This window comes from Shewanella sp. SP2S2-6 (assembly GCF_031931965.1).
Classification (GTDB): Bacteria; Pseudomonadota; Gammaproteobacteria; order Enterobacterales; family Shewanellaceae; genus Shewanella; species Shewanella baltica.
Genome location: NZ_JAUOEQ010000054.1, coordinates 1 through 24297, shown reverse-complemented (window position 1 = coordinate 24297; position 24297 = coordinate 1). Strand labels below are relative to the sequence as shown.

At 45.5% G+C, this 24297-nt stretch carries 40 protein-coding genes; 33 read left to right on the top strand and 7 right to left on the bottom strand.

Annotation, left to right across the window (positions count from 1 at the left end):
- Nucleotides 1-283: 283 nt before the first annotated feature.
- The 28 genes from rpsJ (at nucleotide 284) to rplQ (ending at nucleotide 13909) form a co-directional block, all read left to right on the top strand.
- Complete coding sequence (gene rpsJ, locus Q4Q57_RS21295; protein ID WP_006083601.1) at nucleotides 284-595, top strand: 30S ribosomal protein S10; 312 nt, start codon at nucleotides 284-286, stop codon at nucleotides 593-595.
- Between the two features lie 30 nt (nucleotides 596-625).
- Nucleotides 626-1264 (top strand): 50S ribosomal protein L3, encoded by a 639-nt coding sequence (rplC, locus tag Q4Q57_RS21290; RefSeq protein ID WP_006083600.1) that lies wholly within the window; start codon nucleotides 626-628, stop codon nucleotides 1262-1264.
- 17 nt (nucleotides 1265-1281) lie between these two features.
- Nucleotides 1282-1887, top strand: a complete 606-nt coding sequence (gene rplD / locus Q4Q57_RS21285) for a 50S ribosomal protein L4 (RefSeq protein WP_311891955.1) — start codon at nucleotides 1282-1284, stop codon at nucleotides 1885-1887.
- Nucleotides 1887-2189: a 50S ribosomal protein L23 gene (gene rplW, locus Q4Q57_RS21280; protein WP_025008843.1), complete on the top strand. Its 303-nt coding sequence runs from the start codon at nucleotides 1887-1889 to the stop codon at nucleotides 2187-2189. Before rplD ends, rplW begins: the two co-directional genes overlap by 1 nt.
- A gap of 16 nt (nucleotides 2190-2205) precedes the next feature.
- On the top strand, nucleotides 2206-3030 hold the full coding sequence (gene rplB, locus Q4Q57_RS21275; protein ID WP_006083597.1) for a 50S ribosomal protein L2: 825 nt from the start codon (nucleotides 2206-2208) through the stop codon (nucleotides 3028-3030).
- Between the two features lie 14 nt (nucleotides 3031-3044).
- Nucleotides 3045-3323 carry a 30S ribosomal protein S19 gene (gene rpsS / locus Q4Q57_RS21270; RefSeq protein ID WP_006083596.1) on the top strand — a complete coding sequence of 93 codons (279 nt, stop codon included), beginning with the start codon at nucleotides 3045-3047 and terminating at the stop codon, nucleotides 3321-3323.
- Between the two features lie 15 nt (nucleotides 3324-3338).
- Entirely contained in the window at nucleotides 3339-3671 is a 333-nt protein-coding gene (gene rplV / locus Q4Q57_RS21265; protein ID WP_006083595.1) for a 50S ribosomal protein L22, read from the top strand.
- Between the two features lie 9 nt (nucleotides 3672-3680).
- The gene (rpsC, locus tag Q4Q57_RS21260) at nucleotides 3681-4373 is read left to right on the top strand and encodes a 30S ribosomal protein S3 (protein ID WP_006083594.1); all 693 of its coding nucleotides are present in this window, start codon (nucleotides 3681-3683) and stop codon (nucleotides 4371-4373) included.
- Between the two features lie 11 nt (nucleotides 4374-4384).
- Complete coding sequence (gene rplP, locus Q4Q57_RS21255) at nucleotides 4385-4795, top strand: 50S ribosomal protein L16 (protein WP_006083593.1); 411 nt, start codon at nucleotides 4385-4387, stop codon at nucleotides 4793-4795.
- Nucleotides 4795-4986 carry a 50S ribosomal protein L29 gene (rpmC, locus tag Q4Q57_RS21250; protein ID WP_006083592.1) on the top strand — a complete coding sequence of 64 codons (192 nt, stop codon included), beginning with the start codon at nucleotides 4795-4797 and terminating at the stop codon, nucleotides 4984-4986. Before rplP ends, rpmC begins: the two co-directional genes overlap by 1 nt.
- Nucleotides 4986-5234, top strand: coding sequence for a 30S ribosomal protein S17 (gene rpsQ / locus Q4Q57_RS21245; protein WP_006083591.1), 249 nt, complete (start codon nucleotides 4986-4988; stop codon nucleotides 5232-5234). Before rpmC ends, rpsQ begins: the two co-directional genes overlap by 1 nt.
- A 180-nt stretch (nucleotides 5235-5414) precedes the next feature.
- Nucleotides 5415-5783, top strand: coding sequence for a 50S ribosomal protein L14 (gene rplN, locus Q4Q57_RS21240; RefSeq protein ID WP_006083590.1), 369 nt, complete (start codon nucleotides 5415-5417; stop codon nucleotides 5781-5783).
- 11 nt (nucleotides 5784-5794) lie between these two features.
- A complete protein-coding gene (gene rplX / locus Q4Q57_RS21235) occupies nucleotides 5795-6109 on the top strand; it encodes a 50S ribosomal protein L24 (protein ID WP_006083589.1) in 315 nt (104 codons plus the stop codon).
- A gap of 12 nt (nucleotides 6110-6121) precedes the next feature.
- Nucleotides 6122-6661, top strand: a complete 540-nt coding sequence (gene rplE / locus Q4Q57_RS21230; protein WP_006083588.1) for a 50S ribosomal protein L5 — start codon at nucleotides 6122-6124, stop codon at nucleotides 6659-6661.
- Nucleotides 6662-6671: 10 nt separating this feature from the next.
- Complete coding sequence (gene rpsN, locus Q4Q57_RS21225) at nucleotides 6672-6977, top strand: 30S ribosomal protein S14 (protein ID WP_106648459.1); 306 nt, start codon at nucleotides 6672-6674, stop codon at nucleotides 6975-6977.
- A 24-nt stretch (nucleotides 6978-7001) separates the two neighbouring features.
- Complete coding sequence (gene rpsH / locus Q4Q57_RS21220; protein ID WP_106648458.1) at nucleotides 7002-7394, top strand: 30S ribosomal protein S8; 393 nt, start codon at nucleotides 7002-7004, stop codon at nucleotides 7392-7394.
- A gap of 10 nt (nucleotides 7395-7404) precedes the next feature.
- Nucleotides 7405-7938: a 50S ribosomal protein L6 gene (gene rplF / locus Q4Q57_RS21215; protein ID WP_106648457.1), complete on the top strand. Its 534-nt coding sequence runs from the start codon at nucleotides 7405-7407 to the stop codon at nucleotides 7936-7938.
- Between the two features lie 10 nt (nucleotides 7939-7948).
- On the top strand, nucleotides 7949-8299 hold the full coding sequence (gene rplR / locus Q4Q57_RS21210; RefSeq protein WP_006083584.1) for a 50S ribosomal protein L18: 351 nt from the start codon (nucleotides 7949-7951) through the stop codon (nucleotides 8297-8299).
- An 11-nt stretch (nucleotides 8300-8310) separates the two neighbouring features.
- Nucleotides 8311-8814: a 30S ribosomal protein S5 gene (gene rpsE, locus Q4Q57_RS21205; protein ID WP_006083583.1), complete on the top strand. Its 504-nt coding sequence runs from the start codon at nucleotides 8311-8313 to the stop codon at nucleotides 8812-8814.
- Nucleotides 8815-8820: 6 nt separating this feature from the next.
- The gene (rpmD, locus tag Q4Q57_RS21200; protein ID WP_006083582.1) at nucleotides 8821-9003 is read left to right on the top strand and encodes a 50S ribosomal protein L30; all 183 of its coding nucleotides are present in this window, start codon (nucleotides 8821-8823) and stop codon (nucleotides 9001-9003) included.
- A 3-nt stretch (nucleotides 9004-9006) separates the two neighbouring features.
- Nucleotides 9007-9441: a 50S ribosomal protein L15 gene (gene rplO / locus Q4Q57_RS21195; RefSeq protein WP_006083581.1), complete on the top strand. Its 435-nt coding sequence runs from the start codon at nucleotides 9007-9009 to the stop codon at nucleotides 9439-9441.
- 7 nt (nucleotides 9442-9448) lie between these two features.
- Complete coding sequence (secY, locus tag Q4Q57_RS21190) at nucleotides 9449-10789, top strand: preprotein translocase subunit SecY (protein ID WP_007644459.1); 1341 nt, start codon at nucleotides 9449-9451, stop codon at nucleotides 10787-10789.
- A 21-nt stretch (nucleotides 10790-10810) separates the two neighbouring features.
- Nucleotides 10811-10924, top strand: coding sequence for a 50S ribosomal protein L36 (gene rpmJ, locus Q4Q57_RS21185; protein ID WP_006083579.1), 114 nt, complete (start codon nucleotides 10811-10813; stop codon nucleotides 10922-10924).
- A gap of 117 nt (nucleotides 10925-11041) precedes the next feature.
- A complete protein-coding gene (gene rpsM, locus Q4Q57_RS21180) occupies nucleotides 11042-11398 on the top strand; it encodes a 30S ribosomal protein S13 (protein WP_011787581.1) in 357 nt (118 codons plus the stop codon).
- A 15-nt stretch (nucleotides 11399-11413) separates the two neighbouring features.
- Nucleotides 11414-11806, top strand: coding sequence for a 30S ribosomal protein S11 (rpsK, locus tag Q4Q57_RS21175; RefSeq protein ID WP_006083577.1), 393 nt, complete (start codon nucleotides 11414-11416; stop codon nucleotides 11804-11806).
- A gap of 32 nt (nucleotides 11807-11838) precedes the next feature.
- A complete protein-coding gene (rpsD, locus tag Q4Q57_RS21170; RefSeq protein ID WP_106648456.1) occupies nucleotides 11839-12459 on the top strand; it encodes a 30S ribosomal protein S4 in 621 nt (206 codons plus the stop codon).
- A 24-nt stretch (nucleotides 12460-12483) separates the two neighbouring features.
- Nucleotides 12484-13473 (top strand): DNA-directed RNA polymerase subunit alpha, encoded by a 990-nt coding sequence (locus tag Q4Q57_RS21165; RefSeq protein ID WP_006083574.1) that lies wholly within the window; start codon nucleotides 12484-12486, stop codon nucleotides 13471-13473.
- A 40-nt stretch (nucleotides 13474-13513) separates the two neighbouring features.
- Complete coding sequence (gene rplQ, locus Q4Q57_RS21160; RefSeq protein ID WP_006083573.1) at nucleotides 13514-13909, top strand: 50S ribosomal protein L17; 396 nt, start codon at nucleotides 13514-13516, stop codon at nucleotides 13907-13909.
- 56 nt (nucleotides 13910-13965) lie between these two features.
- On the opposite strand, the gene Q4Q57_RS21155 is transcribed toward rplQ, so the two are convergent.
- The 6 genes from Q4Q57_RS21155 to ccmA all read right to left on the bottom strand — a co-directional run bounded on the left by Q4Q57_RS21155 (nucleotide 13966) and on the right by ccmA (nucleotide 17894).
- Nucleotides 13966-14970 (bottom strand): ABC transporter substrate binding protein, encoded by a 1005-nt coding sequence (locus tag Q4Q57_RS21155; protein WP_311891954.1) that lies wholly within the window; start codon nucleotides 14968-14970, stop codon nucleotides 13966-13968.
- 142 nt (nucleotides 14971-15112) lie between these two features.
- Nucleotides 15113-15601: a cytochrome c maturation protein CcmE gene (gene ccmE, locus Q4Q57_RS21150; protein ID WP_105251038.1), complete on the bottom strand. Its 489-nt coding sequence runs from the start codon at nucleotides 15599-15601 to the stop codon at nucleotides 15113-15115.
- The gene (ccmD, locus tag Q4Q57_RS21145) at nucleotides 15598-15798 is read right to left on the bottom strand and encodes a heme exporter protein CcmD (protein WP_011982116.1); all 201 of its coding nucleotides are present in this window, start codon (nucleotides 15796-15798) and stop codon (nucleotides 15598-15600) included. The genes ccmE and ccmD overlap by 4 nt, the downstream gene beginning before the upstream one ends.
- Complete coding sequence (locus Q4Q57_RS21140; protein WP_220591701.1) at nucleotides 15798-16544, bottom strand: heme ABC transporter permease; 747 nt, start codon at nucleotides 16542-16544, stop codon at nucleotides 15798-15800. The genes ccmD and Q4Q57_RS21140 overlap by 1 nt, the downstream gene beginning before the upstream one ends.
- A gap of 1 nt (nucleotide 16545) precedes the next feature.
- A complete protein-coding gene (ccmB, locus tag Q4Q57_RS21135; protein WP_006079706.1) occupies nucleotides 16546-17232 on the bottom strand; it encodes a heme exporter protein CcmB in 687 nt (228 codons plus the stop codon).
- 11 nt (nucleotides 17233-17243) lie between these two features.
- Nucleotides 17244-17894 carry a cytochrome c biogenesis heme-transporting ATPase CcmA gene (ccmA, locus tag Q4Q57_RS21130; RefSeq protein WP_220591702.1) on the bottom strand — a complete coding sequence of 217 codons (651 nt, stop codon included), beginning with the start codon at nucleotides 17892-17894 and terminating at the stop codon, nucleotides 17244-17246.
- Nucleotides 17895-18212: 318 nt separating this feature from the next.
- On the opposite strand from ccmA, the gene Q4Q57_RS21125 reads away from it, so the two are divergent.
- A complete protein-coding gene (locus Q4Q57_RS21125; RefSeq protein ID WP_105251041.1) occupies nucleotides 18213-18512 on the top strand; it encodes a c-type cytochrome in 300 nt (99 codons plus the stop codon).
- Nucleotides 18513-18573: 61 nt separating this feature from the next.
- On the opposite strand, the gene ccmI is transcribed toward Q4Q57_RS21125, so the two are convergent.
- Entirely contained in the window at nucleotides 18574-19827 is a 1254-nt protein-coding gene (ccmI, locus tag Q4Q57_RS21120) for a c-type cytochrome biogenesis protein CcmI (RefSeq protein WP_311891956.1), read from the bottom strand.
- Between the two features lie 400 nt (nucleotides 19828-20227).
- Here ccmI and Q4Q57_RS21115 point away from each other — a divergent pair, with 400 nt between their 5' ends.
- Genes Q4Q57_RS21115 through Q4Q57_RS21100 form a run of 4 tightly spaced genes read left to right on the top strand, consistent with a single transcriptional unit; the run spans nucleotide 20228 to nucleotide 23833 of the window.
- A complete protein-coding gene (locus Q4Q57_RS21115; protein ID WP_311891953.1) occupies nucleotides 20228-22207 on the top strand; it encodes a heme lyase CcmF/NrfE family subunit in 1980 nt (659 codons plus the stop codon).
- A gap of 11 nt (nucleotides 22208-22218) precedes the next feature.
- Entirely contained in the window at nucleotides 22219-22773 is a 555-nt protein-coding gene (locus Q4Q57_RS21110) for a DsbE family thiol:disulfide interchange protein (protein WP_311891952.1), read from the top strand.
- The gene (gene nrfF / locus Q4Q57_RS21105; protein ID WP_311891951.1) at nucleotides 22770-23249 is read left to right on the top strand and encodes a heme lyase NrfEFG subunit NrfF; all 480 of its coding nucleotides are present in this window, start codon (nucleotides 22770-22772) and stop codon (nucleotides 23247-23249) included. The genes Q4Q57_RS21110 and nrfF overlap by 4 nt, the downstream gene beginning before the upstream one ends.
- Nucleotides 23246-23833, top strand: coding sequence for a TlpA disulfide reductase family protein (locus Q4Q57_RS21100; protein WP_311891950.1), 588 nt, complete (start codon nucleotides 23246-23248; stop codon nucleotides 23831-23833). The genes nrfF and Q4Q57_RS21100 overlap by 4 nt, the downstream gene beginning before the upstream one ends.
- Nucleotides 23834-24297: the final 464 nt, after the last annotated feature.

Below are 24297 nucleotides of genomic sequence, written 5' to 3'. Positions count from 1 at the left end.
AGGGCTAGTTTTATCTGCAGATTTGTGTAAAATGCTCGCCACTCTGAAGTTGAATAGTTATTTGATGACTATTTACACAGCGGGCTTGATATCCGGATTTAGATAGGTATAATGGCCCCCTCGTCGACTTAGGTTGACGAATTAAATGATTAGTCGCTGAAGTTAATCATTATCATAGCGGCTCCGATTGGGAGTCGAACGGTTAAATCATCTCGCTCTGCTTTTCTATATAGAAGAAGCTAGAGGGTGATTTTTTATATGTCCATTTTAGGAGCTCTGGTCAATGCAGAACCAAAGAATCCGTATCCGCTTAAAGGGATTTGATCATCGCTTAATTGATCAGTCTACAGCGGAAATCGTTGAAACTGCTAAGCGTACAGGCGCGCAGGTTCGTGGTCCAATTCCACTACCTACTCGCAAAGAGCGTTATACCATTTTGATCTCTCCGCACGTTAATAAAGATGCTCGTGACCAGTACGAATTACGTACACACAAGCGCCTGGTTGACATCGTAGAGCCAACTGAAAAGACTGTTGACGCGTTAATGCGTTTAGATCTTGCGGCTGGTGTCGACGTACAGATTAGCTTGGGTTAATTGAGATCCTAGTAAGAAGAGGTTTGAGAGATGGCTATCGGTCTTATTGGTCGTAAAGTTGGTATGACTCGCATCTTCACTGAAGATGGTGTTTCAATACCAGTTACTGTAATTGAAGTTGCAGGCAACCGTGTTACTCAAGTGAAAACTTTAGAAACTGACGGCTACCGTGCACTTCAAGTTACAACTGGCACCAAAAAAGCCAATCGCATCACTAAACCAGAAGCAGGTCACTTTGCCAAGAGCGGTGTTGAAGCCGGTCGTGGTTTGTGGGAAATGCGTTTGGTAGACGGTGAAGGCGAGGGCATTGAAGTTGGTGCTGAGCTAAATGTTGATATTTTCGCAGACGTAGCGAAAGTAGATGTTACTGGTCAATCAAAAGGTAAAGGCTTCCAAGGCGGTGTTAAGCGTTGGAACTTCCGTACTCAAGATATGACTCACGGTAACTCTTTGTCGCACCGCTCGAATGGTTCTATCGGTCAGAACCAAACGCCTGGTCGCGTATTCAAAGGCAAAAAAATGTCAGGCCATATGGGTGCCGAGCGTGTTACTACTCAAAATCTAGTTGTAGTTCGTGTAGATGTTGAGCGTAACCTGCTACTAGTCCGTGGCGCTGTTCCTGGCGCTACCAATGGCGACTTGATTATCAAGCCTGCCGTTAAAGCTTAAGGTCTGAGGAGATAGTAATGGAATTGGTATTGAAAGACGCGCAAAGCGCTCTTGAAGTTTCCGAAACTACCTTCGGCCGTGACTTTAACGAGGCACTGGTTCATCAGGTAGTTGTAGCATACGCTGCAAACGCGCGTCAGGGCACTCGTGCTCAAAAGACTCGTGCGGAAGTAACTGGCTCAGGCAAAAAGCCTTGGCGCCAAAAAGGAACTGGCCGTGCTCGTGCTGGTTCTGTTAAAGGCCCAATCTGGCGTGGCGGTGGCGTAACATTCGCTGCTAAAACCCAAGATCATAGCCAAAAAGTTAACAAAAAGATGTACCGCGGCGCGCTGAAAAGCATTCTGTCTGAATTGGTACGTCAAGAGCGTCTGGTTGTTGTTGAATCTTTCGGTGTTGAAGCTCCTAAAACTAAAGAGCTGAAAGCTAAATTGAAAGCAATGCACCTTGAAGACGTTCTGATTGTGACTGCAGAAGTTGATGAGAACTTATTCTTAGCAGCTCGTAACCTGTACAAAGTTGACGTTCGTGACGTAGCGGGTCTTGACCCAGTTAGTCTGATCGCGTTCAACACTGTGCTTGTGACTGCTGACGCAGTGAAGCAAATCGAGGAGATGCTAGCATGATGATCCGCGAAGAACGTTTGCTAAAAGTTATTCTCGCTCCACACATCTCTGAAAAGAGCACTGTGAACGCTGAGAAGCACAACACTGTTGTTTTCCGCGTAGCTATCGATGCAACTAAAGCTGAAATTAAAGCTGCTGTTGCTAAGCTATTTGAAGTTGAAGTTGATTCAGTTCGCACTTTAGTAAGCAAAGGCAAAACTAAACGCACTGGTGGCCGTACTGGTCGTCGTAGCGATTGGAAAAAAGCCTATGTAACTCTAGCTGCTGGTGCTGACATCGATTTCGTCGGCGGCGCTGAGTAAGCAAAGGAGAATTATCATGGCAGTTATTAAGTGTAAGCCAACCTCTCCAGGTCGTCGCCACGTAGTTAAAGTGGTGAACACTGACCTGCATAAGGGTAAACCCTTTGCTGGCCTGTTGGCGAAAAAATCTAAAAGTGGTGGCCGTAACAATACTGGCCGTATCACTGTCCGTCACGTAGGTGGTGGTCATAAGCAGCATTATCGTCTAATCGATTTCAAACGCGATAAAGATGGTATCCCTGCAAAGATTGAGCGTCTGGAATACGATCCAAACCGTACAGCTAACATCGCGTTAGTATTGTATGCGGATGGTGAGCGTCGTTATATTCTTGCTGCCAAAGGCATGCAAGCTGGCGATAAGATCCAGTCTGGTGTTGCTGCCGAGATCAAAACCGGTAACGCTATGCCACTACGCAACATCCCAGTAGGTTCTGTAGTTCACGCTGTTGAAATGAAGCCTGGTAAAGGTGCTCAGATCGCTCGTTCTGCAGGGGCTTATGTACAAGTTGTTGCTCGTGATGGCGCATATGCCACTCTACGTCTTCGCTCAGGCGAAATGCGTAAAGTGCCAGTTGATTGCCGCGCGACATTTGGTGAAGTTGGTAATGCCGAACACATGCTACGCCAGTTAGGTAAAGCAGGTGCTAAGCGCTGGAGAGGCATTCGTCCTACAGTTCGCGGTGTTGCAATGAACCCAGTAGACCATCCACACGGTGGTGGTGAAGGCCGTACTTCTGGTGGTCGTCACCCAGTGACTCCATGGGGTGTGCCAACTAAGGGTTATAAAACTCGTAGTAACAAGCGCACTGACAAGTACATCGTACGTCGTCGTAATAAATAGTAAGAGGATTCGCCATGCCACGTTCTCTCAAGAAAGGTCCCTTCATTGACCTGCACTTGCTGAAGAAGGTAGAGAAAGCGATGGAAGCCGGTGACAAAAAGCCTATTAAGACTTGGTCACGTCGCTCTATGATCATTCCAAATATGATTGGTTTGACCATCGCTGTCCATAATGGTCGTCAGCACGTTCCTGTGTTCGTAACTGACGAAATGATCGGCCACAAACTTGGTGAATTTTCACCAACTCGCACTTATCGTGGCCATGCCGCTGATAAGAAAGCGAAGAAGCGTTAATACGGGAGGAATAAGATGGAAGTTTTAGCTAAACATCGTTTTGCCCGTACGTCTGCGCAGAAGGCCCGTCTGGTTGCTGATCAAATTCGTGGTTTGCCTGTTGCTAAGGCACTCGAAATTTTGACTTTCAGCCCCAAGAAAGCCGCCGTACTGGTTAAAAAAGTACTTGACTCAGCTATCGCAAACGCCGAACACAACGAAGGCGCGGATATTGATGAGCTTAAAGTAGGAGCCGTCTTCGTAGATGAAGGCCCAACTATGAAGCGTATCATGCCACGTGCTAAAGGCCGCGCTGATCGTATCATGAAGCGTACCAGCCACATTACTGTGGTTGTATCAGATCGCTAGGAGAGAGCAATGGGACAGAAAGTACATCCTAATGGTATCCGTCTGGGTATCACCAAGCCTTGGATCTCTACCTGGTACGCAGATAAATCAGATTACGCAAGTAACCTGAACAGCGACTGGGAAGTGCGTAAGTTTCTTGTAGAGAAATTACAAGCTGCTTCAGTATCTAAGATTGTTATCGAACGTCCAGCGAAAAGCATCCGCGTTACGATTCACACTGCCCGTCCAGGTGTTGTGATTGGTAAGAAAGGTGAAGACGTTGAAGTATTGCGTGCTGCAGTGTCAAAACTTGCTGGCACTCCTGCTCAAATTAACATCGCTGAGATCCGTAAACCTGAGCTAGATGCCAAGTTAGTTGCTGATTCAATTGCACAGCAATTAGAGCGTCGTGTTATGTTCCGTCGTGCTATGAAGCGCGCAGTTCAAAACGCAATGCGTATTGGTGCTCAAGGTATCAAAGTACAAGTTAGTGGCCGTTTAGGCGGAGCTGAGATTGCGCGTGATGAGTGGTATCGTGAAGGTCGTGTACCTTTACATACTTTGCGTGCTGATATCGACTATTCTACATCTGAAAGTCACACCCAATACGGTGTGATTGGCGTTAAAGTTTGGATCTTCAAAGGTGAAGTTCTAGATGGAATGCTGCCACAGATTGAAGAACCGAAGCAGCAGCAACCTAAGCGCAAGCCTCGTGGTAAATAGGAGAGCCGGCAATGCTGCAACCTAAACGTATGAAGTTTCGCAAGATGTTCAAAGGCCGCAACCGCGGTCTGGCGAACGGTACCGAAGTTAGCTTTGGTACTTTTGGTCTGAAAGCAGTCGGCCGTGGCCGTTTAACTGCGCGTCAGATCGAATCTGCACGTCGTGCCATGACACGTCACATTAAGCGTCAGGGACAAATTTGGATTCGAGTTTTCCCGGACAAACCGATTACCTCTAAGCCTCTCGAAGTGCGTATGGGTAAAGGTAAGGGTAACGTTGAATACTGGGTATGTCAGATTCAACCTGGTAAGGTTCTTTATGAGATGAATGGTGTTTCTGAAGTGATCGCTCGTGAAGCGTTTGCTTTAGCTGCTGCCAAGCTTCCAATTAAGACTACCTTCGTAACTAAGACGGTGATGTAATGAAAGCGAGCGAACTGAGAGAAAAGAGCGTTGAAGAACTGAACGCTGAACTACTTGGTCTGCTGCGTGAGCAGTTCAACCTGCGTATGCAACACGCCACTGGTCAGTTGACTCAGACTAATCAACTGAAATTAGTGCGCCGTAATATTGCGCGCGTTAAGACCATTATTACTTCTAAGGCGGGTGCATAATGTCTGATAAAATCCGTACTTTGCAGGGTCGTGTAACTAGCAACAAAATGGACAAGTCCATTACTGTTGCTATCGAACGCCAAGTGAAACACCCAATTTATGGGAAATACATTAAGCGTACGACTAAGATCCATGCACATGACGAAACTAATCAGTGCAATGAAGGCGATTTAGTAGCGATTCGCGAATGTCGTCCTTTGTCTAAGACTAAGTCTTGGACCCTGGTTGAAGTAGTATCAAAGGCCTAAGTTAATTAGGTATTTAGGTAAACGGCTCCAGAATGTGGGGCCGTTTGTTTTTTAATACTATACATTCCACTTTTATGGTGTTATATTTGCGCGCCATTTTTGACTAAATTAATAGCAAAAATGAGTGTTTTTATTGTCCCATAGTGGGAATTGTGTAGTAACGATAGCGGAGCACTTAAAATGATCCAAATGCAATCGACTCTTGACGTTGCTTGTAACAGCGGCGCACGCAGAGTTCAGTGTATTAAGGTCTTGGGTGGCTCTCATCGTCGTTATGCCGGTATCGGCGACATCATCAAAGTTTCTGTTAAAGAAGCGATTCCTCGCGCTAAAGCGAAGAAAGGCGATGTGTATAACGCGGTGGTAGTCCGTACTAAGAAAGGCGTACGTCGTCCAGACGGTTCTGTCATTCGCTTCGATCGGAATGCAGCTGTTCTTTTGAACAACAACCTGCAGCCGATTGGTACTCGTATCTTTGGACCAGTGACACGTGAATTGCGTAATGAGCAATTTATGAAAATTGTCTCGCTGGCACCAGAAGTACTGTAAGGAGCTTCAAAATGGCAGCTAAAATACGTCGTGAAGACGAAGTGATTGTATTAGCAGGTAAAGACAAGGGTAAACGTGCAAAAGTTTCTCAAGTCCTTCCTACTGGTAAATTGATTGTTGAAGGCATCAATCTTGTCAAAAAACACCAAAAGCCAAACCCACAATTGGGCGTAGCTGGCGGTATTGTTGAGAAAGAAGCACCGATACAAGCATCAAATGTAGCGATTTTCAACTCTGCCACTGGCAAAGCTGATCGCGTTGGTTTCCGCTTTGAAGACGGCAAAAAAGTTCGTTTCTTCAAATCGAACAGTGAACTCGTTAAGTAATTGGAGTAAACGATGGCGAAACTGCATGATAAATACCAAGAGACTGTTGTCGCTGAACTTGCTAAAAAGTTCGGTTATACCAGTGTCATGCAAGTCCCTCGGATTGAGAAAATCACCCTGAACATGGGTGTTGGCGAAGCTGTTGCAGACAAGAAAATCATGGACCATGCTGTCCGTGATATGACTGCAATCGCTGGTCAAAAGCCAGTAGTGACTGTTGCTCGTAAGTCAGTTGCTGGTTTTAAAATCCGTGAAGGCTACCCTATTGGCTGTAAAGTGACCCTACGCGGTGAGCGTATGTGGGAATTCTTAGAGCGTTTAGTCGATATCGCAATCCCACGTATTCGTGACTTCCGTGGCTTAAGCGCTAAAGCGTTTGACGGCCGTGGTAACTACGCAATGGGCGTGCGTGAGCAGATCATCTTCCCAGAAATCGATTACGATAAAATCGATAAGATTCGTGGTATGGATATTGTTATCACTACTACTGCGAAGAATGATGAAGAAGGTCGTGCTTTGTTAGACGCTTTTAACTTCCCATTCAAGAAATAAGGGTAGCGTAATGGCAAAAACATCAATGAAAGCACGTGAAGTTAAACGTGCACAGCTCGTGGCCAAGTACGCTGAAAAGCGTGCGGCTCTTAAGACTATCATTGCAAGTCCAGCTTCTTCTGACGAAGACCGTTGGGATGCAGTACTTAAGTTGCAAGCTCTACCACGTGATTCCAGCGCTGCGCGTCAACGCAATCGTTGTAATCAAACTGGTCGCCCTCATGGCTTCTTACGTAAATTCGGCTTAAGCCGTATCAAATTACGTGAAGCAACCATGCGTGGTGAAGTTCCTGGCCTGCGTAAGGCCAGCTGGTAAGCACTTGTCACGGAGTAAGCTAATATGAGCATGCAAGATCCTATTGCGGATATGTTAACCCGTATTCGTAACGGCCAAGCTGCTAACCACGTATCGGTGAAGATGCCTTCTGCTAAGTTGAAAGTCGCTATTGCGAAACTGCTTAAAGAAGAAGGTTACATCGCTGATTACGCCGTAGCAGATGAAGCCAAGCCTGAACTGGAAGTTACTTTAAAGTATTTCCAAGGCCAACCAGTCGTTGAGACTATCCAGCGTGTAAGTCGCCCTGGTCTTCGTATTTACAAAGGTAAAAACGAACTTCCAAAGGTGATGGGCGGTCTGGGTGTCGCAATTGTGTCCACTTCTAAAGGCTTGATGACTGATCGTGCCGCCCGCCTTGCAGGCATGGGTGGCGAGGTTATCTGCTACGTAGCTTAAGGAGCTAGGAATGTCTCGTGTAGCAAAAGCACCAGTATCTATTCCAGCTGGCGTAGAGGTGACCTTGAACGAACAGACTCTTACCGTCAAAGGCGGAAAAGGTAGTCTGACTCGAGTGATCAACAATGCGGTCAATGTTGTTATTGAAGCTGGCGTAGTTAAGTTCCTCCCTGTCGAAGGCGTTGTTAACGCTTGGGCACAGGCAGGTACAACTCGTGCATTAGTAAACAACATGGTTGTTGGTGTATCTCAAGGTTTTGAGCGTAAGTTAAAGTTAGTTGGCGTTGGTTACCGTGCGAAACTCGTCGGTTCTGATATTGACCTGACTTTAGGTTTCTCTCATCCGTTAGTACACAAACTGCCCGCAGGCGTTACTGCAGAGTGTCCTAGCCAAACTGATATCGTCCTACGTGGCGTTGATAAACAGTTAATTGGCCAAGTCGCTGCTGAGATTCGCGGATACCGTCCACCAGAGCCATACAAAGGCAAGGGTGTTCGCTATGACGACGAAGTAGTACGCCGTAAAGAGGCTAAGAAGAAGTAGGTAACGCGATATGGATAAGAAAACATCTCGCTTACGTCGCGCTACTCGCGCTCGTAAGAAGATCCAAGAGCTGGGCGTGAACCGTCTGGTTGTACATCGTACACCGCGTCACATTTATGCTCAGGTGATCAATCCTGAAGCTCAGGTGTTGGCAGCTGCTTCAACCGTAGAAAAAGCGGTTAAAGAGCTACTGAAGAGTACCGGTAACGTAGACGCAGCGAAAGCAGTAGGTAAATTTGTTGCTGAGCGCGCGATCGAAAAAGGCGTAACTTCAGTTGCGTTCGATCGTTCTGGTTTCAAGTATCACGGTCGTGTAGCTGCGTTAGCAGATGCAGCTCGTGAAGCTGGCCTGAAGTTCTAAGGGGTTATAAAATGGCTAAATTAGAAGCTCAGCAAAAAGACGATCTGCAAGAGAAATTGATTGCAGTTAATCGTGTTTCTAAAGTAGTTAAGGGCGGTCGTATCTTTAGCTTCACAGCACTGACAGTAGTGGGTGATGGTAACGGTAAGATTGGCTACGGCTATGGCAAGGCACGTGAAGTTCCAGCAGCGATTCAAAAAGCTATGGAAAAAGCTCGTCGTAACATTGTGACCGTTGAGTTGAATGCAGGTACTCTGCATCACCCAGTTAAAGGTCGTCATACTGGTTCTCTTGTGTACATGCAACCTGCATCACAAGGTACTGGTATTATTGCCGGTGGCGCAATGCGTGCCGTATTGGAAGTAGCAGGCGTTCATAACGTTCTGTCAAAAGCATACGGTTCTACTAACCCGATCAACATCGTTCGCGCGACTGTCGATGCTTTGGTGCACATGAAGTCACCTTCGCAAATCGCAGCTAAGCGTGGCCTGAATGTTGACGAAATTCGGGGGTAATGCACCATGGCAACTAAAACTGTAAAAGTTACTCAAACTAAAAGCGGTATCGGTCGTTTACCGAAGCACCGCGCAACCCTAACGGGTCTTGGTTTGCGTCGCATTGGTCACACTGTTGAATTAGAAGATACTCCTTCTGTTCGCGGTATGATCAACAAGGTCTACTACATGGTTAAGGTGGAGGATTAATAGATGCGTTTAAATACTCTATCTCCAGCTGCAGGCTCTAAGCATGCACCAAAGCGTGTAGGCCGTGGTATGGGCTCAGGTCTAGGTAAAACAGCGGGTCGTGGTCATAAAGGCCAAAAGTCTCGTTCTGGTGGCGGTGTACGCCCAGGATTTGAAGGTGGTCAAATGCCACTTAAAATCCGTTTACCTAAATTTGGTTTTACCTCGCGTCGCGCTATGGTAACAGCTGAAGTTCGTGTACTCGAACTGGCAAAAGTTAACGGTGATGTTATCGACTTAAACGCTCTGAAAGATGCGAACGTTATAACTCGCAACATCCAGTTTGCGAAAATTGTTCTTTCAGGTACCATTGAGCGCCCTGTGACTGTTAAAGGTCTGAAGGTAACCAAAGGTGCACGTGCAGCTATTGAAGCTGCCGGCGGTAAGATCGAGGAATAATACGTCGATGGCAAAACCAGGACTTGATTTAAAAAGCGCGAAAGGTGGACTTTCAGAATTGAAAGCTCGCCTCCTGTTCGTGATTGGTGCGATTATCGTCTTTAGAGCCGGTTCGTTTGTGCCAATTCCTGGTATTGACGCAGCTGTATTAGCAGAGCTGTTTGCTCAGCAAAGTGGAACCATCCTTGGCATGTTTAACATGTTCTCGGGTGGTGCCCTTGAGCGTGCCTCTATCTTTGCATTAGGTATTATGCCGTACATTTCGGCATCGATTATCATGCAACTGTTGACTGTGGTACATCCTGCACTCGCTGAATTGAAAAAAGAAGGCGAATCAGGACGTAAGAAAATCAGTCAATATACCAGATGGGGTACCTTAGTGCTGGGTACATTCCAGTCGGTCGGTATTGCAACCGGGTTACCAAACTTAGTGCCAGGCCTTGTGGTCAACATTGGATTTGGATTCTACTTTGTTGCGGTTGTGAGCTTAGTAACAGGAACTATGTTCCTTATGTGGCTAGGTGAGCAAATTACCGAACGTGGTATAGGTAATGGTATCTCGATTTTGATTTTCGCAGGTATTGTTGCTGGATTACCTTCCGCTATCGGCCAAACGGCTGAGCAGGCGCGTCAAGGTGACTTGAATGTGTTAGTATTGTTGTTGCTCGCGGTAATTGTGTTTGCAGTGACTTATTTTGTAGTGTTTGTGGAACGTGGTCAGCGTCGTATCGTCGTTAACTATGCTAAGCGTCAGCAAGGCCGTAAGGTGTTCGCTGCGCAAAGTACCCATCTACCGCTGAAAATAAACATGGCAGGTGTTATTCCGCCAATTTTTGCGTCAAGCATCATTTTGTTTCCTGGAACACTGGCCCAGTGGTTCGGTCAAAATGAGTCCATGTCATGGTTAAGTGATTTTTCACTGGCTGTGTCACCTGGACAACCGCTTTACTCATTATTATATGCAACAGCGATTATCTTTTTCTGTTTCTTCTATACTGCGTTGGTGTTTAACCCACGTGAAACAGCAGATAACTTGAAGAAGAGTGGTGCATTCATCCCTGGGATCCGTCCTGGAGAACAGACTTCGCGTTACATTGATAAAGTTATGACCCGTTTGACATTGGCAGGCGCGTTATACATAACCTTTATCTGCTTAATTCCGGAGTTCATGTTAATCGCGTGGAAAGTACAGTTCTATTTTGGCGGTACTTCACTACTCATTATGGTAGTCGTGATCATGGACTTCATGGCTCAGGTTCAGACCCATATGATGTCTCATCAGTATGAGTCTGTGATGAAGAAAGCTAACCTAGTAAACAAAGCGAATTTAGATCGCTTTGGTCGCTAAGTAGCTTTACGGAGTGATGAAATGAAAGTTCGAGCTTCCGTGAAGAAGATCTGCCGTAACTGCAAGATCGTCAAGCGTAGTGGCGTTGTACGCGTTATCTGTGTTGAACCAAAACACAAACAGCGTCAAGGCTAAAAAGTAATTTGTTCAGCCCATGAATTGGGCTGAACAAAATTTTGTTTGCAAATCTGTCGACTGTCGAGTATCCTTTCGGGCTTTTCGCAGTTGGCCTTTAACTTTAAGGAGTGCATAGTGGCCCGTATCGCTGGCATTAACATTCCTGATCAAAAGCATACAGTCATCGCATTGACTGCAATCTTCGGCATCGGCCGTACTCGCGCTAGAGCAATCTGCGCGGCTACAGCAATCGCTGAAACTGCTAAGATCAAGGAATTGAGCGAAGCTCAAATAGACACACTACGCGAAGAAGTCGCTAAATACCTAGTAGAAGGTGACTTACGTCGTGAGATTTCAATGAACATCAAGCGTCTTATGGATCTTGGTTGTTATCGTGGTCTCCGCCATCGCCGTAGCCTGCCTCTCCGTGGGCAACGTACTAAGACCAATGCGCGTACGCGTAAAGGTCCACGTAAACCAATTAGAAAGTAACGGGAAGGTAAAGCAATGGCTAAAGTTCCGTCACGTTCTCCGCGTAAGCGCGTACGTAAACAGGTTGCAGATGGCATGGCTCATATCCATGCTTCTTTCAACAACACTATTGTCACCATTACAGATCGTCAAGGTAATGCGTTGTCATGGGCTACTTCAGGTGGTTCAGGTTTCCGTGGTTCACGTAAATCTACTCCATTTGCTGCACAGGTGGCTGCTGAGCGTGCAGGTGCTGCTGCTCAAGACTACGGTTTAAAAAACCTTGAAGTGTTTGTGAAGGGTCCAGGTCCAGGTCGTGAGTCAGCCATTCGTGCGCTGAACGCTGTTGGTTATAAAATTACCAACATTACCGATGTGACGCCGATCCCTCATAATGGTTGTCGTCCTCCTAAAAAGCGTCGTGTATAACGTCGTTTCATTAGGATAGTTGGAGAAAGATCATGGCAAGATACTTGGGTCCCAAGCTCAAGCTCAGCCGCCGAGAAGGTACAGACCTTTTCTTAAAAAGCGGTGTGAGAGCAATCGATTCAAAGTGTAAACTGGAAACTGCACCTGGACAACATGGCGCTCGTAAGCCACGTTTGTCAGAGTATGGTACTCAGTTACGCGAAAAACAAAAAGTTCGTCGTATTTACGGTGTGTTAGAAAAACAATTCCGTAACTATTACAAAGATGCTGCACGTACTAAAGGCAACACAGGTGAAAACCTGCTTCAGCTTTTAGAAACCCGTCTTGATAACGTCGTTTATCGTATGGGCTTCGGTGCAACTCGTGCAGAATCACGTCAGCTAGTGAGCCATAAATCAATTATGGTTAACGGTCGTGTTGTTAACATTCCATCATTCAAAGTGTCTGCGAATGATGTTGTGAGCATCCGCGAGAAGTCACGTACTCAAGCTCGTATTAAAGCGGCTTTAGAAGTGGCAGCTCAACGCGAGAAGCCTACATGGGTTGAAGTCGACAGCGCGAAAATGGAAGGTGCTTTCAAGCGCGTTCCAGAACGTAGCGATTTGTCTGCGGAAATTAACGAACAGCTGATCGTCGAGCTTTACTCTAAGTAAGGCTAACAAACAAGAGAGGACACAATGCAGGGTTCTGTTACAGAATTTCTTAAACCGCGTCTCGTTGATATCGAGCAGGTTAACTCAACACGTGCCAAGGTTACATTGGAACCACTTGAGCGTGGTTTCGGCCACACTTTAGGTAACGCGTTGCGTCGCATCCTATTGTCGTCTATGCCCGGCTGCGCGGTTACCGAAGTCGAGATTGACGGTGTACTGCACGAATACAGCAGTAAGGAAGGCGTTCAAGAAGATATCCTTGAGATCTTGTTAAACCTGAAAGGGTTAGCAGTGACTATCGAGGGTAAAGACGAGGCTATGCTTACGTTGAGCAAGTCCGGCGCAGGCCCTGTCATCGCAGCAGATATCACGCATGATGGTGATGTCACTATCGTGAATCCTGATCATATTATCTGTCACCTGACAGGTAACAATGATATCAGCATGCGTATTCGCGTTGAGCGTGGTCGTGGCTATGTACCAGCATCTGCTCGTGCACAGACTGAAGACGATGATCGCCCAATCGGCCGCTTGCTGGTTGATGCTTCTTTCTCGCCAGTTGCACGTATTGCCTACAATGTAGAAGCAGCACGTGTAGAACAGCGTACTGACTTAGATAAACTCGTTATCGATATGACCACAAACGGTACTATCGATCCTGAGGAAGCTATCCGTCGTTCTGCAACTATTCTGGCTGAACAGCTAGATGCTTTTGTAGAGTTACGTGACGTGACTGAGCCAGAGCTGAAAGAAGAGAAACCGGAATTCGATCCGATTCTGCTGCGTCCTGTCGACGATTTAGAGCTAACTGTACGTTCGGCTAACTGCTTGAAAGCCGAAGCGATTCATTACATCGGAGATCTGGTACAGCGCACTGAAGTTGAGTTGCTGAAAACCCCGAACTTAGGTAAGAAATCTCTTACTGAAATTAAGGATGTTTTAGCTTCTCGCGGACTGTCGTTAGGTATGCGTTTGGAAAACTGGCCTCCAGCTAGTTTAGCAGACGACCTATAAGTCTCAGGTTTGTACAGATTTAGGTTATAAGGATTAGGTCATGCGCCATCGTAAGAGTGGTCGTCAACTAAACCGTAACAGCAGTCATCGCCAAGCCATGTTTCGCAACATGGCCGGTTCACTAGTTCGTCATGAGATCATCAAGACAACTGTGGCTAAAGCGAAAGAACTGCGTCGCGTAGTTGAGCCTCTGATAACACTTGCTAAGAGTGACAGCGTTGCAAACCGTCGTTTAGCGTTTGCACGTACTCGCGACGCTGAAGTCGTTGGTAAGTTATTTACTGAGTTGGGTCCACGTTACCAGGAACGTCCTGGTGGCTATACCCGTATCCTTAAGTGCGGTTTACGTGCTGGTGATAAAGCCCCTATGGCTTACATCGAGCTAGTTGGCCGTCCAGAAGCTGCTCAAGCTGTTGATGTTGAAGCTGCTGAGTAATTAAGGTTACACTTTTAAAAAGCCGGGCAATGCCCGGCTTTTTTATACCCATTTTCCTACTCTACCCACAGTGTATTTTTCTCTATGTCTTTCGGTAGTGATATATTCCATCTTGCCAAGCCTTGCCGACTAAACATGTATTTTCCAAGATCATCTGTCACTGGAAAGATATTCTCGGGTTTATCGCCTGCCAGTATTTTTAATGCCATATTGGCTGCTATCTTGCCATGATGATAGCCGTCGAGTACGTAGCCGCCAATATTACCCTCGGCGGAGACACTGAATCCCCAAAACCCGAAATTGGGTACTGGGGTATGTTCAGATATCCATTTTAGTAGCTGATCCGCATCAACAGAACGATTATCTGCATCTCTAACCGTGTGGTATAGCGCCACGACTATAGCGTTATAACGCTGTTCCTTCGCGGTCAATACATTCCGCTGCCAATCTGTTAGCTGTGACAATTGCACTAAATTAACTTCGATATCGCCTAACATGCTTGAGTGTTGTTTACTGATGTATTCAGCCGCTGAGTCAGAGGTGACTCCTTGGTCGAATAGAACTAAGATTTTTCTATGCACAGTTTGCGGTAGTAAACGTTGAATGAGCAGTAGTGAACGTCGTAGTAGTGGTCTCTCAATGACGCCTGTGAAGCGTTTGTGTTCATTGAGATGATATTCTCTAGGATTCATATTCACCCCTAAATAGACTACTGGGATTAGGCTGTCATTTAGGCGCTGGTGTAAGAGATTAACCGCATTATCATCGGCGAGAATAACCAATTGAGGTGCTTGTTGTTGAATGTATTTCCATGCTAAGTCAGCTCGTTCAGTAAATTGCTCTTCGGGCAAGCGTTTGGTATCCATCTCGAAATAACTAACATCGTGGTGAGGGCTGAGCGTGTCATAAATCGCTTGATAGTATTCTTGGTCCCATTGATAGCTATGATGGTAGCTTTCGATAACAACAACTTTAGCAGCATTGGCTTCCTGAGAGAGGCCTATCAAGCAGATAATTAGGAAGCTTAGAATGTGTTGCAAACTAGAGTTTAGTTGTCTCATTTGAATCATATGCAATCTTAGGTATTGGCGCTGCCTAGAGTATAGTCCACCTTTAATTGTGCATATTGAGATAATAAAAAAGCCTCACTAGTTATTAAGCTAGGAGGCTTAGTTTGTACGCTATTGCTGATCCATCAATAACCTACTTAGTATCAGGTGCCTTTTGCTGGCTATAATCTAACTTTTCGTGCTTTTGGCCCATGGCTTCAGCGACTTCTGGTGGCATGTAGTTTTCATCATGCTTGGCGAGTACTTCAGTTGCTTCTAGTTTGCCATCAGCACCCAGTACACCCTGAGCAACAATGCCTTGTCCTTCACGGAAAAGATCGGGCAATAGGTCGTCATAAGTGACCAGTACTTCGCCACCGAGGGAGTCATGCACTGCAAATTCGACATGCAAGCTTTTGGGATCTCGCACCATCGAACCTACCGTCACCATTCCGCCGACACGAATACGTTGGCCAATTTCAGGTTTTACGCCAGTGTCTGTCTTGCCGTGGACAATTTCAGACGGAGTATAGAATAAGTTCAAGTTGGAGTTCAGCGCATAGAGCAAAAGCGAAGTAATCGCAGCAACGCCACCGATTAATGCTACTGCTAACGTCAGTCTTTTTTTGCGTCTTGGGTTCACGATTTGGTACTCCTAGTTTCTTTTAGGCGTTCTTCTCTATCCATCTTCTTCGCGATTTCAATTAACACCTTACGCTTTTGGCGTGCACTGGTAATGATAAGCGTTGACAGGCAAAAGAAGGTTACTCCGTAGGATAGCCATACATAGAATGCATAGCCGCCCATATTAAAAAAATCACTGATCGAATCGAATTGCATTATTTGACCTCCTCAGCCTTAGCTAGTTCACGCACCCAAGGGCGCATGCCATTTCTTGCTAAAATTTCTGCCTTGAATCGCACAATAGTGATGGCACCTATCATGAGACCGAAGCCAAGCATATTGATTAACAGTGGATAGAGCATTTCCGTCGACATTGTCGATTTCTCGGTAATGCGGATAGTCGATGGCTGATGCAATGAGCTCCACCATTCAACTGAGTATTTGATGATTGGGATGTTAATTACACCCACAATCGCGAGGATCCCTGCAGCACGAGCAGCGAGCACTTTATCCTCAAATGAAGCATAGAGTGAGATAACACCTAGATATAAGAACAGTAATACTAGCTCTGAGGTTAAGCGTGCATCCCATACCCACCAAGCGCCCCACATAGGTTTACCCCATGCCGCTCCTGTAAAGAGTGCGATAAAGGTGATCACTGCGCCAATGGGAGCAATAGAAGCCGCTGCCCAGTCGGCAAGTTTTATTTGCCAAACTAGACCGATAAAGGCCGCTGTTGCCATCCCCATGTAAGCTGCCATCGACATAGAAGCTGCTGGGACATGGATAAAGATGATGCGATAGCTATCACCCTGCTGATAATCAGTCGGTGCAAACACGAGTCCCCATGTTGTGCCCACAGCAATAAACAGACCTGCTAAAATCGCAAACCATGGAAATAATGTTCCTGATAACTTATATGCGCGTTCAGGATCCGCGTAAGGGTGTAACCATTTCCACATTTTAGTTAGTACTCACTCGCAGAGATGCACCAATTGCAAAAGGTGCTAAGGTTAACGATCCGACCAGCATAGCGCCTATTATAGCGAGCTGACCGTCATAGGGTAAATTCATTCCTGCCGCGTCTATGGCACTCGTTGCAAAAATGAGAACCGGAATATACAAGGGCAAAATAAGTAAGCTGAGTAACACGCCACCTTTTCTAAGGCCGACGGTTAATGCCACACCAATGGCACCTAATAGCGACAATACTGGCGTGCCTAGCGCAAGGGTCGATATTAACGCGCCATAACTATTGCCATCTAAATTGAGTAGCACCGCTAACAGTGGCGCAATAATAATCAGTGGCACACCGGTTAAAATCCAATGGGCTAACACTTTGGCTAATACCAGAATGGCTAATGGCTGCGGACTCAATAACATTTGTTCTAAGCTACCATCACTAAAGTCGGCTTTGAAAAGCCTTTCAAGTGACAACATAGAGGCTAGTAACGCTGCAACCCAAATTATTCCGGGTGCTACACGGGCTAACATCTGTGGCTCTGGGCCGATCCCCAGTGGGAATAAGGTCACAACCATAATAAAAAATAGCAGTGGGTTAAAAATGTCGCCGCGGTGGCGAATGGCAATTTTAAGATCTCGCTGCAGCAAGGTGAAAAATGCCTGGGTAAAACTGATGCCTCTTTTCATTTAGCCTGACCTTATATGAAGCGATAATCTAGACGAATTTTACGAAGCCTATCATCTTTGATAATGCCCATATCTTGGTGAGTTGTGAGGATCACGCACCCACCATTATCCGCATGCTGAATAAATAATTGCTCCAGCTCTTCGACGCCTTTTTTATCGATCGCGGTAAAAGGTTCGTCAAGGATCCAAATTTTACAATTGCTATGCCACAATCTCGATAGCGCAGTTCTGCGATGCTGGCCTGCAGATAAATGTCCAGCAAGCGCCTCTTCAAAACCGGTTAAGTTTACTTTGGCTAAAATAGCTGAGGTATCAAAGTCATCATAACCACTGATTCTTAAATTGAAATTAAGGTTTTCTTCGGCAGTCAGCTCACATTTAACGCCCGCCAAATGGCCGAGATACAAGAGATCTTCATTGTATTCATCACGGCAGCGGTTTATGTCTTCATTTATGTAAAATGTTTGCCCAGCATAAGGGCGAGAAAGACCTGCTAATATGCGTAATAAACTGGTTTTGCCTGCGCCGTTAGGGCCTTCGATTTGAACAATGTCACCGGCATTAATATCAAAACTTAACTCATCAAAAAGGATGCGTTCTTCGCGGATACAGGTCAGCTTGCTGGCTGACACTAACGTGGTTTCTTTAGTTATATTTGTCACTGAACCCTCTATCTCAAGCCGGAAGGAAACACAAGTCATTCTAACACAAACGTTATTGGGGGTTTACTCTTGGTTTGCATTAGATGTCAGCAATATGATGTGGTTCCAATAACCGCAATATTTATCGAACTTTTTTACGACTTGCTAATATATTAACGAATTTGTCATCCTTGTCGCCTGATTCATTTTGTGTTGAGATTCTAATCACAAAAAGATGAGATTTCTTGAAGTTTGTAGTAATCTTAGTCGGCTATAATGAGTCTGCCTAAGTAAGGGCGGCGCCGAGCTTTGTACGTATTTGCATTAGGAACATTGAACATGAAAAAACTGTTAGCAATGACTGCTGTCGCTGCTTTGACTATGTCAGTTAACGCTTCAGCTCAAGATGCTGAGGCTATTTATAATAAGGCATGTACCGTATGCCACAGCATGGGTGTTGCTGGTGCTCCAAAAGTGCACAACGCTGCAGAATGGGAACCACGCTTAGCTAAGGGCGTTGATGCTCTAGTGAAGAGTGTGAAAACCGGTCTGAATGCTATGCCACCAGGCGGTATGTGTACTGATTGTACTGATGATGATTACAAAGCTGCTATCAAATTTATGTCTACAGCTAAGTAATTCTTCAGATATAAAAAAACCGGCGAAAGCCGGTTTTTTTATATCTGCAATTAACTGCGATTTATTGTACTTGAGTATCAAGTACTAGGTTCGCTGTATCGCCTACGGCGACTTTACTGATCTTGCCTTGAATATCACCCGTTTGCGGTTTGATATTACCTTGTTTAGACAGCACAGCAATCACTTCCACATTGGTTGCGTCACTCAACTTCTTATCACCACCCATACCGCTGCTGTCATCTAATGTCACCGTAATTGGGAGCGACTTAGCACTGACTTTGGTCGCCGCTAATGGGACTTTTGGTCCTTCAGTTGCACGGGCAAAGATAAAGATAGTGTCTTCAGGGCTGGCTTTAGCGGCAAGTTCTGCAGAGATAGATATAGTGACATTGACTGATTTGGTCGCACTTGCTTTCACTTGCTTGTGGGCTTCATCATTTGGCATACCCGCTGTTTCAGACTGCATACGTAAGTTAGCGGTTTCGATAGCATTCATTAAGGCTGCGCGATCAACATCGGCACGATCGCTATCCAAAATGGTTTGCCAAGAGGCGATGGCTTTCTTGTAATCAGCCGTAAAGAAGGCATCCATACCTACAAGTAATAACGTTGAAGGATCTTGAGCATCCATAGCTAAAGATTCATCGATAATCGCTTGGATTTGCGGTGTCATTTGTTGACCCGCTTTGTAATACATAGCTGTCGCTTTTGGACCGAGCAATTCTGCATGTTTTCCGACCAATTCGATTACTTTATCGAAAGCCGCAATCCCTTTATCGTATTGGTTTGCCGATACATAAGCATGGCCTAAGCTGAACCACAGTTGGCTGTTCTCTGGTTCGGCTTTAATTTGAGCCTCCATCATCTGCACGCGTTGCATCATGATTTGGGCTGTATCCATTCCCGCATGGGGATTGGCAGGTTGCTGGGCAGTTTCAATATTCTCAAAGGCGCCTAAGTGCTGATAAAGATAGCCTGAGATAACAACCAAACAAACTGACATGATCGACGGCCACAGAATCGTCTTTGGCTTGATTTGGTTGACCAGTGAATCATCACTCGCTTGTTTGATGTCTTGGAGTAGACTGATTTCAAGCTCTTTTTTCAATGCATCGAATTCGGCTTGATCGAGTAGCTCCTCGCTTAATTCTTTTTCAAGAGTGGCTAAGCGTTCATTGAACAATTCAAGGTTCGTTTGTTTACGAACTCCGGCTTCTTCCGTTTTCAGCAATTTTTGCTGTCTGAAATGCGGGATCCAAATCAGCATAAGGCCGACTAACATAACAAGCGCAATAAAAATCCAAAATGTCGTCATTGTTTCTATATTCACTTTAGTTTGCAGAAAGCGGAGTAACCGCTAGGCTTGGAAGCAAGATTATACGTAAAGATTGTTCATTGAACAGTAATATAAGGTAATCCCAGTACTGAAAGCTTATAGTTGGGCACTGGTTCACAAATTGATTCTTCTTGTAAATTTTGTATGAAACTTAAGTGTCATTTGTCGGTCACATGCAGAACTGAGCCTCTTCCGTGACTTTCAACAACCTCTAAAATTGAGAATGAGACAAGTAACCCAGTTTTGTACGAAAGAGGCAGACAGGAACAATAGCAAATACTAAAATGAGCAAAATTTCGTGCATTTGCGTGAATAACATGTTGTGCGTTGAGATAGAGTCTTTCTAAATCAACATATTATTGAAGACTGAGGAAAACCCATGATCCCAGAACTTGGACACTTTGCGCTGATAATAGGGGTGGCTTTTGCCTTCTTATTAATCAGCGTCCCCCTAATAGGTGTTGCCCGTAAAGATCAATACCTTGTTAGGTATGCTTGGCCGTTAACGTACGGAATGTTCTTTTTTATCACTGTATCTGTTGTCGTACTGGCTTATAGCTTTGCCGTCGACGATTTCTCCGTCGCTTATGTGGCACATCACTCTAATTCTCAGTTACCTATCTTCTTTAAGATATCGGCCGTATGGGGCGGTCATGAAGGGTCACTGTTGTTCTGGGTGTTTGCTTTATCGACTTGGGCTGCAGCGGTTGCCTTATTTAGTAAAGGTTTAGAGGAAGTGTTTACTGCGCGTGTACTGGCAGTATTAGCGCTGATCGTGATTGGCTTTAGCTTATTCATGTTACTTACTTCTAGTCCATTCGAACGTTTGTTCCCGATCCCTGCCGAAGGTCGTGACTTGAACCCAATGCTGCAGGATGTGGGATTAATCTTCCATCCACCTATGCTGTATTTAGGTTATGTGGGTTTCTCGGTGAGTTTTGCATTTGCGATTGCCGCGCTGATGAGCGGTCGTCTCGATTCTGCATGGGCTCGTTGGACGCGTCCTTGGACCTTAGCCGCTTGGATCTTCCTAACAGGAGGTATCGCGTTAGGTTCTTGGTGGGCATATTATGAATTAGGCTGGGGCGGTTGGTGGTTCTGGGATCCTGTAGAGAACGCTTCTTTCATGCCTTGGTTAGTGGGTACTGCGCTGGTTCACTCTTTGATTGTGACCGAGAAACGCGGAGCCTTCCGTAACTGGACCGTATTACTGTCTATCTTCGCTTTCTCTTTAAGTTTGCTTGGTACCTTTATTGTTCGCTCTGGCGTATTAACCTCAGTGCATTCATTCGCAGCCGATCCAAGCCGCGGTATGTTTATTCTGTTGTTACTTGGCTTAGCTATTGGCGGTTCATTAACACTGTTTGCCTTCCGCGCCAGTGAAATGAGCAGTCCAGCCCGTTTCGAGCTGAAGTCTAAAGAAACCATGCTATTGGTCTGTAACGTGTTACTGACTGTTGCCGCAGGTACTGTGCTATTGGGTACACTCTATCCATTGCTCATCGATGCACTCGGCATGGGTAAAATTTCTGTAGGACCTCCATACTTCAACGCTGTGTTTGTGCCTATCGTATTAGTCTTATTTGGCTTTATGGGTATTGGTCCAATTATCCGTTGGAAAAAATCGAAAGTAGGCGAGCTTAAGCGTCAGTTATTGATCCCTGCAATGATTGCTGCGGCTATCGGTATTGTGACGCCATTTATCGTCGATGGTGTATTCAATACTTGGGTTGCCTTTGGTATCGCGGCAGCGGCTTGGATTATCTTAGCGACTGCTAGAGCGGCCTATAATATGGTCAAGTCGAAAGAAGGTGATATCAGCATCAGCCGTATGGGCCGTAGCCAGCTGGGTATGATCTTCGCGCATCTTGGTATTGCTGTATCTGTGATTGGTGCCACTATGGTGTCGAATTACTCCATTGAGAAAAGTGTTCGCATGGGACCTGGTATCAGCCAAGAACTTGCGGGTTATACCTTTAAGTATCTCGAGACTAAAAACGTAGTGGGTCCTAACTACACTGCAATGCAGGGACAGATAGAAGTCTACAAAGGTGATGAGCTGCTGACATTACTCAAGCCAGACCGTCGTCAATATAATGTGCGTACAATGGACATGACAGAAGCGGGTATCGACTGGGGTCTATTCCGTGACTTGTATGTGACCATGGGCGATCCAATTACCAGCACTGAATTTGCGGTTCGTTTGAACTACAAGCCGTTCGTGCGTTGGTTATGGTTTGGGGCAATTTTCATGATGATTGGTGGATTCTTCGCGGCATCGGATAAACGTTACCGTGCGAAAGTCACTGCAGCCATCGCGCCTTCGGCCGAAAAGGCAAAATTGGCAACGGCTCAATAATTGGGGAATGTATGAAGAAGTTGATTCTGTTTATCCCATTGGTCATATTTCTCGCCATGGGGGTGTTTCTATATAAAGGCTTATTTCTGAATCCGCAGCAATTGGATTCGGCACTGGAAGGAAAGCCTATTCCGGCTTTCCAACTGGAACGCTTAGAGACACCAGCTGAGATCATTACGAATGAGCAATTAAAAGGTAAGGTGTCATTACTTAATGTGTGGGCGACTTGGTGTCCATCTTGTAAATATGAGCATCCTTTCTTAGTGATGCTAAAGCGTAAAAATCTTCTGCCAATTTACGGGATCAACTATCGCGATGAGCGTGCTCCCGCATTAGAAGAGTTGAAGCGTCAGGGCGACCCCTACAACGTCAATATCTATGATAAAGATGGCCGTTTAGGATTAGACCTTGGGGTCTATGGTGCACCTGAAAGTTTTGTGGTTGATCACAACGGTATTATCCGCTTCCGTTATGCGGGTCCAATCGACCAACGCGTATGGAGTGAAACCCTTTACCCTATGATCCAACAATTACAAGCTGAAGCGGCGAAGGATGGCGCATCATGAGAACGCTGACAAAAATCATTGGTGGTCTAGTGCTGTTATTCAGCATGACGACCGCCGTTATGGCAACACCGGTTGATACTTACGAATTCAAAACGCCTGAAAATCAAAAGCGCGGTTTGTCTTTAGCACATGAGCTACGTTGCCCACAGTGTCAAAATCAAAACTTGATTGACTCAAACTCACCAGTTGCGCGCGATCTGCGTCTTGAAGTCTTCAAGATGGTAGACGAAGGCAAAGGAGATGATGAGATCATCGAGTTTATGACCAGCCGTTACGGTGAGTTTGTACTCTATAAGCCTAAGATGGAAACTAAGACCTACATTCTTTGGTTAGGTCCCGTTGGCTTGTTACTCATTGGGCTAGTGATTGGTTTTATCTTCATTCGTAAACAACGCATCAGCGGTAATGTGCCGAATGAAATTAGCGAAGAAGATAAGCGAGAGTTAGATACTTTGCTAAAGCGTAATACTAAATGAAGCATAAAGTCATAGTGGCATTATTGTTGTCATCCCTCTTTTCGTTACTTGCTGGTGGGGTCGCGCATGCGTACCCCGGCATGCAGCAAGCGACTAAACCGATGGAATCAACTGTTGATTTGATCAATGTCTTGCCAAAGACTTTCCCGATAGAGCCTGTCGCCTTTAATGACGTCGATGGTAAAGCCATCGACTTCAGTCAATTTAAAGGCAAGATCATCATGGTGAACATGTGGGCGACCTGGTGTCCACCCTGTGTAAGGGAACTGCCAGCAATCGAAAGACTCGCGACCAAGTTCAAAGCCGAAGACTTTGTACTATTACCTATCTCTATTGATGCAGAAGGTAAGCAACAGGTTCAACCGTTCTTAAGCTCGTTAGGTATGCCAAATTTCAACTCTTACTACGATCAGCCACAAAGTCTTGGGGATGTTTTCCCGCTCGATACGATTCCAGCGACATTTATTCTCGATCAACAGGGCCAATTGATAGCTTTTGTTCGATCTTATGTCGATTGGGACGATGCCAATGCTGTCTCACTAATCCAAGGTTTTATCGATAAAGGCAGTAAAAAGCCCAATTAATCGACACTCTGCACGTAAAAGAATCACCGTTGTTTAAAAGATCGCCATGCGATCTTTTTTCATTAAAAAAGCCCTTGCACAAAATTTCCTGCTCCCTATAATGCGCATCCACTGACACGGCAGACAGCGTTAAGCAGCCTGATGTGACAGTTCATCAATGAGTTTACTAATTGATAAGTGTTGAGGAAGTTTGTAAAAACTCCTTGACGCGAAACGGGAAATGCGTAGAATACGCAGCCCTAGCCAACTGGAAGCGTTCGGCGCTCAGTGTGGTACTCAAGTTCTCTTACGAATATTGAGTTGCTCTTTAACAAGATAAAACAAGAAATCTGTGTGGACACTCACAGGTGTTGAGTTAATCGAAACTGCTTAACCTTAGGGTTGGCAGTCAAAAATTTAAATCAACCAATTCTTTCACGAGAGTGATGAGTGTTCATAGCAATATGTACAAAGACTTACTTAGT

What these genes read in the sequence shown, in the direction of transcription:
- rplO (WP_006083581.1), top strand. Translation starts at nt 9,007, where the DNA reads ATGCGTTTAAATACTCTATCTCCAGCTGCAGGCTCTAAGCATGCACCA.
- secY (WP_007644459.1), top strand. Translation starts at nt 9,449, where the DNA reads ATGGCAAAACCAGGACTTGATTTAAAAAGCGCGAAAGGTGGACTTTCA.
- rpsS (WP_006083596.1), top strand. Translation starts at nt 3,045, where the DNA reads ATGCCACGTTCTCTCAAGAAAGGTCCCTTCATTGACCTGCACTTGCTG.
- rpmC (WP_006083592.1), top strand. Translation starts at nt 4,795, where the DNA reads ATGAAAGCGAGCGAACTGAGAGAAAAGAGCGTTGAAGAACTGAACGCT.
- ccmB (WP_006079706.1), bottom strand. Translation starts at nt 17,232, where the DNA reads ATGAAAAGAGGCATCAGTTTTACCCAGGCATTTTTCACCTTGCTGCAG.
- Q4Q57_RS21165 (WP_006083574.1), top strand. Translation starts at nt 12,484, where the DNA reads ATGCAGGGTTCTGTTACAGAATTTCTTAAACCGCGTCTCGTTGATATC.
- rpsK (WP_006083577.1), top strand. Translation starts at nt 11,414, where the DNA reads ATGGCTAAAGTTCCGTCACGTTCTCCGCGTAAGCGCGTACGTAAACAG.
- Q4Q57_RS21125 (WP_105251041.1), top strand. Translation starts at nt 18,213, where the DNA reads ATGAAAAAACTGTTAGCAATGACTGCTGTCGCTGCTTTGACTATGTCA.
- ccmI (WP_311891956.1), bottom strand. Translation starts at nt 19,827, where the DNA reads ATGACGACATTTTGGATTTTTATTGCGCTTGTTATGTTAGTCGGCCTT.
- nrfF (WP_311891951.1), top strand. Translation starts at nt 22,770, where the DNA reads ATGAGAACGCTGACAAAAATCATTGGTGGTCTAGTGCTGTTATTCAGC.
- Q4Q57_RS21155 (WP_311891954.1), bottom strand. Translation starts at nt 14,970, where the DNA reads ATGAGACAACTAAACTCTAGTTTGCAACACATTCTAAGCTTCCTAATT.
- rpsH (WP_106648458.1), top strand. Translation starts at nt 7,002, where the DNA reads ATGAGCATGCAAGATCCTATTGCGGATATGTTAACCCGTATTCGTAAC.
- rpsD (WP_106648456.1), top strand. Translation starts at nt 11,839, where the DNA reads ATGGCAAGATACTTGGGTCCCAAGCTCAAGCTCAGCCGCCGAGAAGGT.
- rplV (WP_006083595.1), top strand. Translation starts at nt 3,339, where the DNA reads ATGGAAGTTTTAGCTAAACATCGTTTTGCCCGTACGTCTGCGCAGAAG.
- Q4Q57_RS21110 (WP_311891952.1), top strand. Translation starts at nt 22,219, where the DNA reads ATGAAGAAGTTGATTCTGTTTATCCCATTGGTCATATTTCTCGCCATG.
- rplP (WP_006083593.1), top strand. Translation starts at nt 4,385, where the DNA reads ATGCTGCAACCTAAACGTATGAAGTTTCGCAAGATGTTCAAAGGCCGC.
- rpsQ (WP_006083591.1), top strand. Translation starts at nt 4,986, where the DNA reads ATGTCTGATAAAATCCGTACTTTGCAGGGTCGTGTAACTAGCAACAAA.
- rplN (WP_006083590.1), top strand. Translation starts at nt 5,415, where the DNA reads ATGATCCAAATGCAATCGACTCTTGACGTTGCTTGTAACAGCGGCGCA.
- Q4Q57_RS21100 (WP_311891950.1), top strand. Translation starts at nt 23,246, where the DNA reads ATGAAGCATAAAGTCATAGTGGCATTATTGTTGTCATCCCTCTTTTCG.
- rpsN (WP_106648459.1), top strand. Translation starts at nt 6,672, where the DNA reads ATGGCAAAAACATCAATGAAAGCACGTGAAGTTAAACGTGCACAGCTC.
- rpsC (WP_006083594.1), top strand. Translation starts at nt 3,681, where the DNA reads ATGGGACAGAAAGTACATCCTAATGGTATCCGTCTGGGTATCACCAAG.
- rpmD (WP_006083582.1), top strand. Translation starts at nt 8,821, where the DNA reads ATGGCAACTAAAACTGTAAAAGTTACTCAAACTAAAAGCGGTATCGGT.
- ccmD (WP_011982116.1), bottom strand. Translation starts at nt 15,798, where the DNA reads ATGCAATTCGATTCGATCAGTGATTTTTTTAATATGGGCGGCTATGCA.
- rplR (WP_006083584.1), top strand. Translation starts at nt 7,949, where the DNA reads ATGGATAAGAAAACATCTCGCTTACGTCGCGCTACTCGCGCTCGTAAG.
- rpmJ (WP_006083579.1), top strand. Translation starts at nt 10,811, where the DNA reads ATGAAAGTTCGAGCTTCCGTGAAGAAGATCTGCCGTAACTGCAAGATC.
- rplF (WP_106648457.1), top strand. Translation starts at nt 7,405, where the DNA reads ATGTCTCGTGTAGCAAAAGCACCAGTATCTATTCCAGCTGGCGTAGAG.
- rpsE (WP_006083583.1), top strand. Translation starts at nt 8,311, where the DNA reads ATGGCTAAATTAGAAGCTCAGCAAAAAGACGATCTGCAAGAGAAATTG.
- rpsJ (WP_006083601.1), top strand. Translation starts at nt 284, where the DNA reads ATGCAGAACCAAAGAATCCGTATCCGCTTAAAGGGATTTGATCATCGC.
- Q4Q57_RS21115 (WP_311891953.1), top strand. Translation starts at nt 20,228, where the DNA reads ATGATCCCAGAACTTGGACACTTTGCGCTGATAATAGGGGTGGCTTTT.
- rplX (WP_006083589.1), top strand. Translation starts at nt 5,795, where the DNA reads ATGGCAGCTAAAATACGTCGTGAAGACGAAGTGATTGTATTAGCAGGT.
- rplC (WP_006083600.1), top strand. Translation starts at nt 626, where the DNA reads ATGGCTATCGGTCTTATTGGTCGTAAAGTTGGTATGACTCGCATCTTC.
- rplQ (WP_006083573.1), top strand. Translation starts at nt 13,514, where the DNA reads ATGCGCCATCGTAAGAGTGGTCGTCAACTAAACCGTAACAGCAGTCAT.
- rplW (WP_025008843.1), top strand. Translation starts at nt 1,887, where the DNA reads ATGATCCGCGAAGAACGTTTGCTAAAAGTTATTCTCGCTCCACACATC.
- rplE (WP_006083588.1), top strand. Translation starts at nt 6,122, where the DNA reads ATGGCGAAACTGCATGATAAATACCAAGAGACTGTTGTCGCTGAACTT.
- Q4Q57_RS21140 (WP_220591701.1), bottom strand. Translation starts at nt 16,544, where the DNA reads ATGTGGAAATGGTTACACCCTTACGCGGATCCTGAACGCGCATATAAG.
- rplB (WP_006083597.1), top strand. Translation starts at nt 2,206, where the DNA reads ATGGCAGTTATTAAGTGTAAGCCAACCTCTCCAGGTCGTCGCCACGTA.
- rplD (WP_311891955.1), top strand. Translation starts at nt 1,282, where the DNA reads ATGGAATTGGTATTGAAAGACGCGCAAAGCGCTCTTGAAGTTTCCGAA.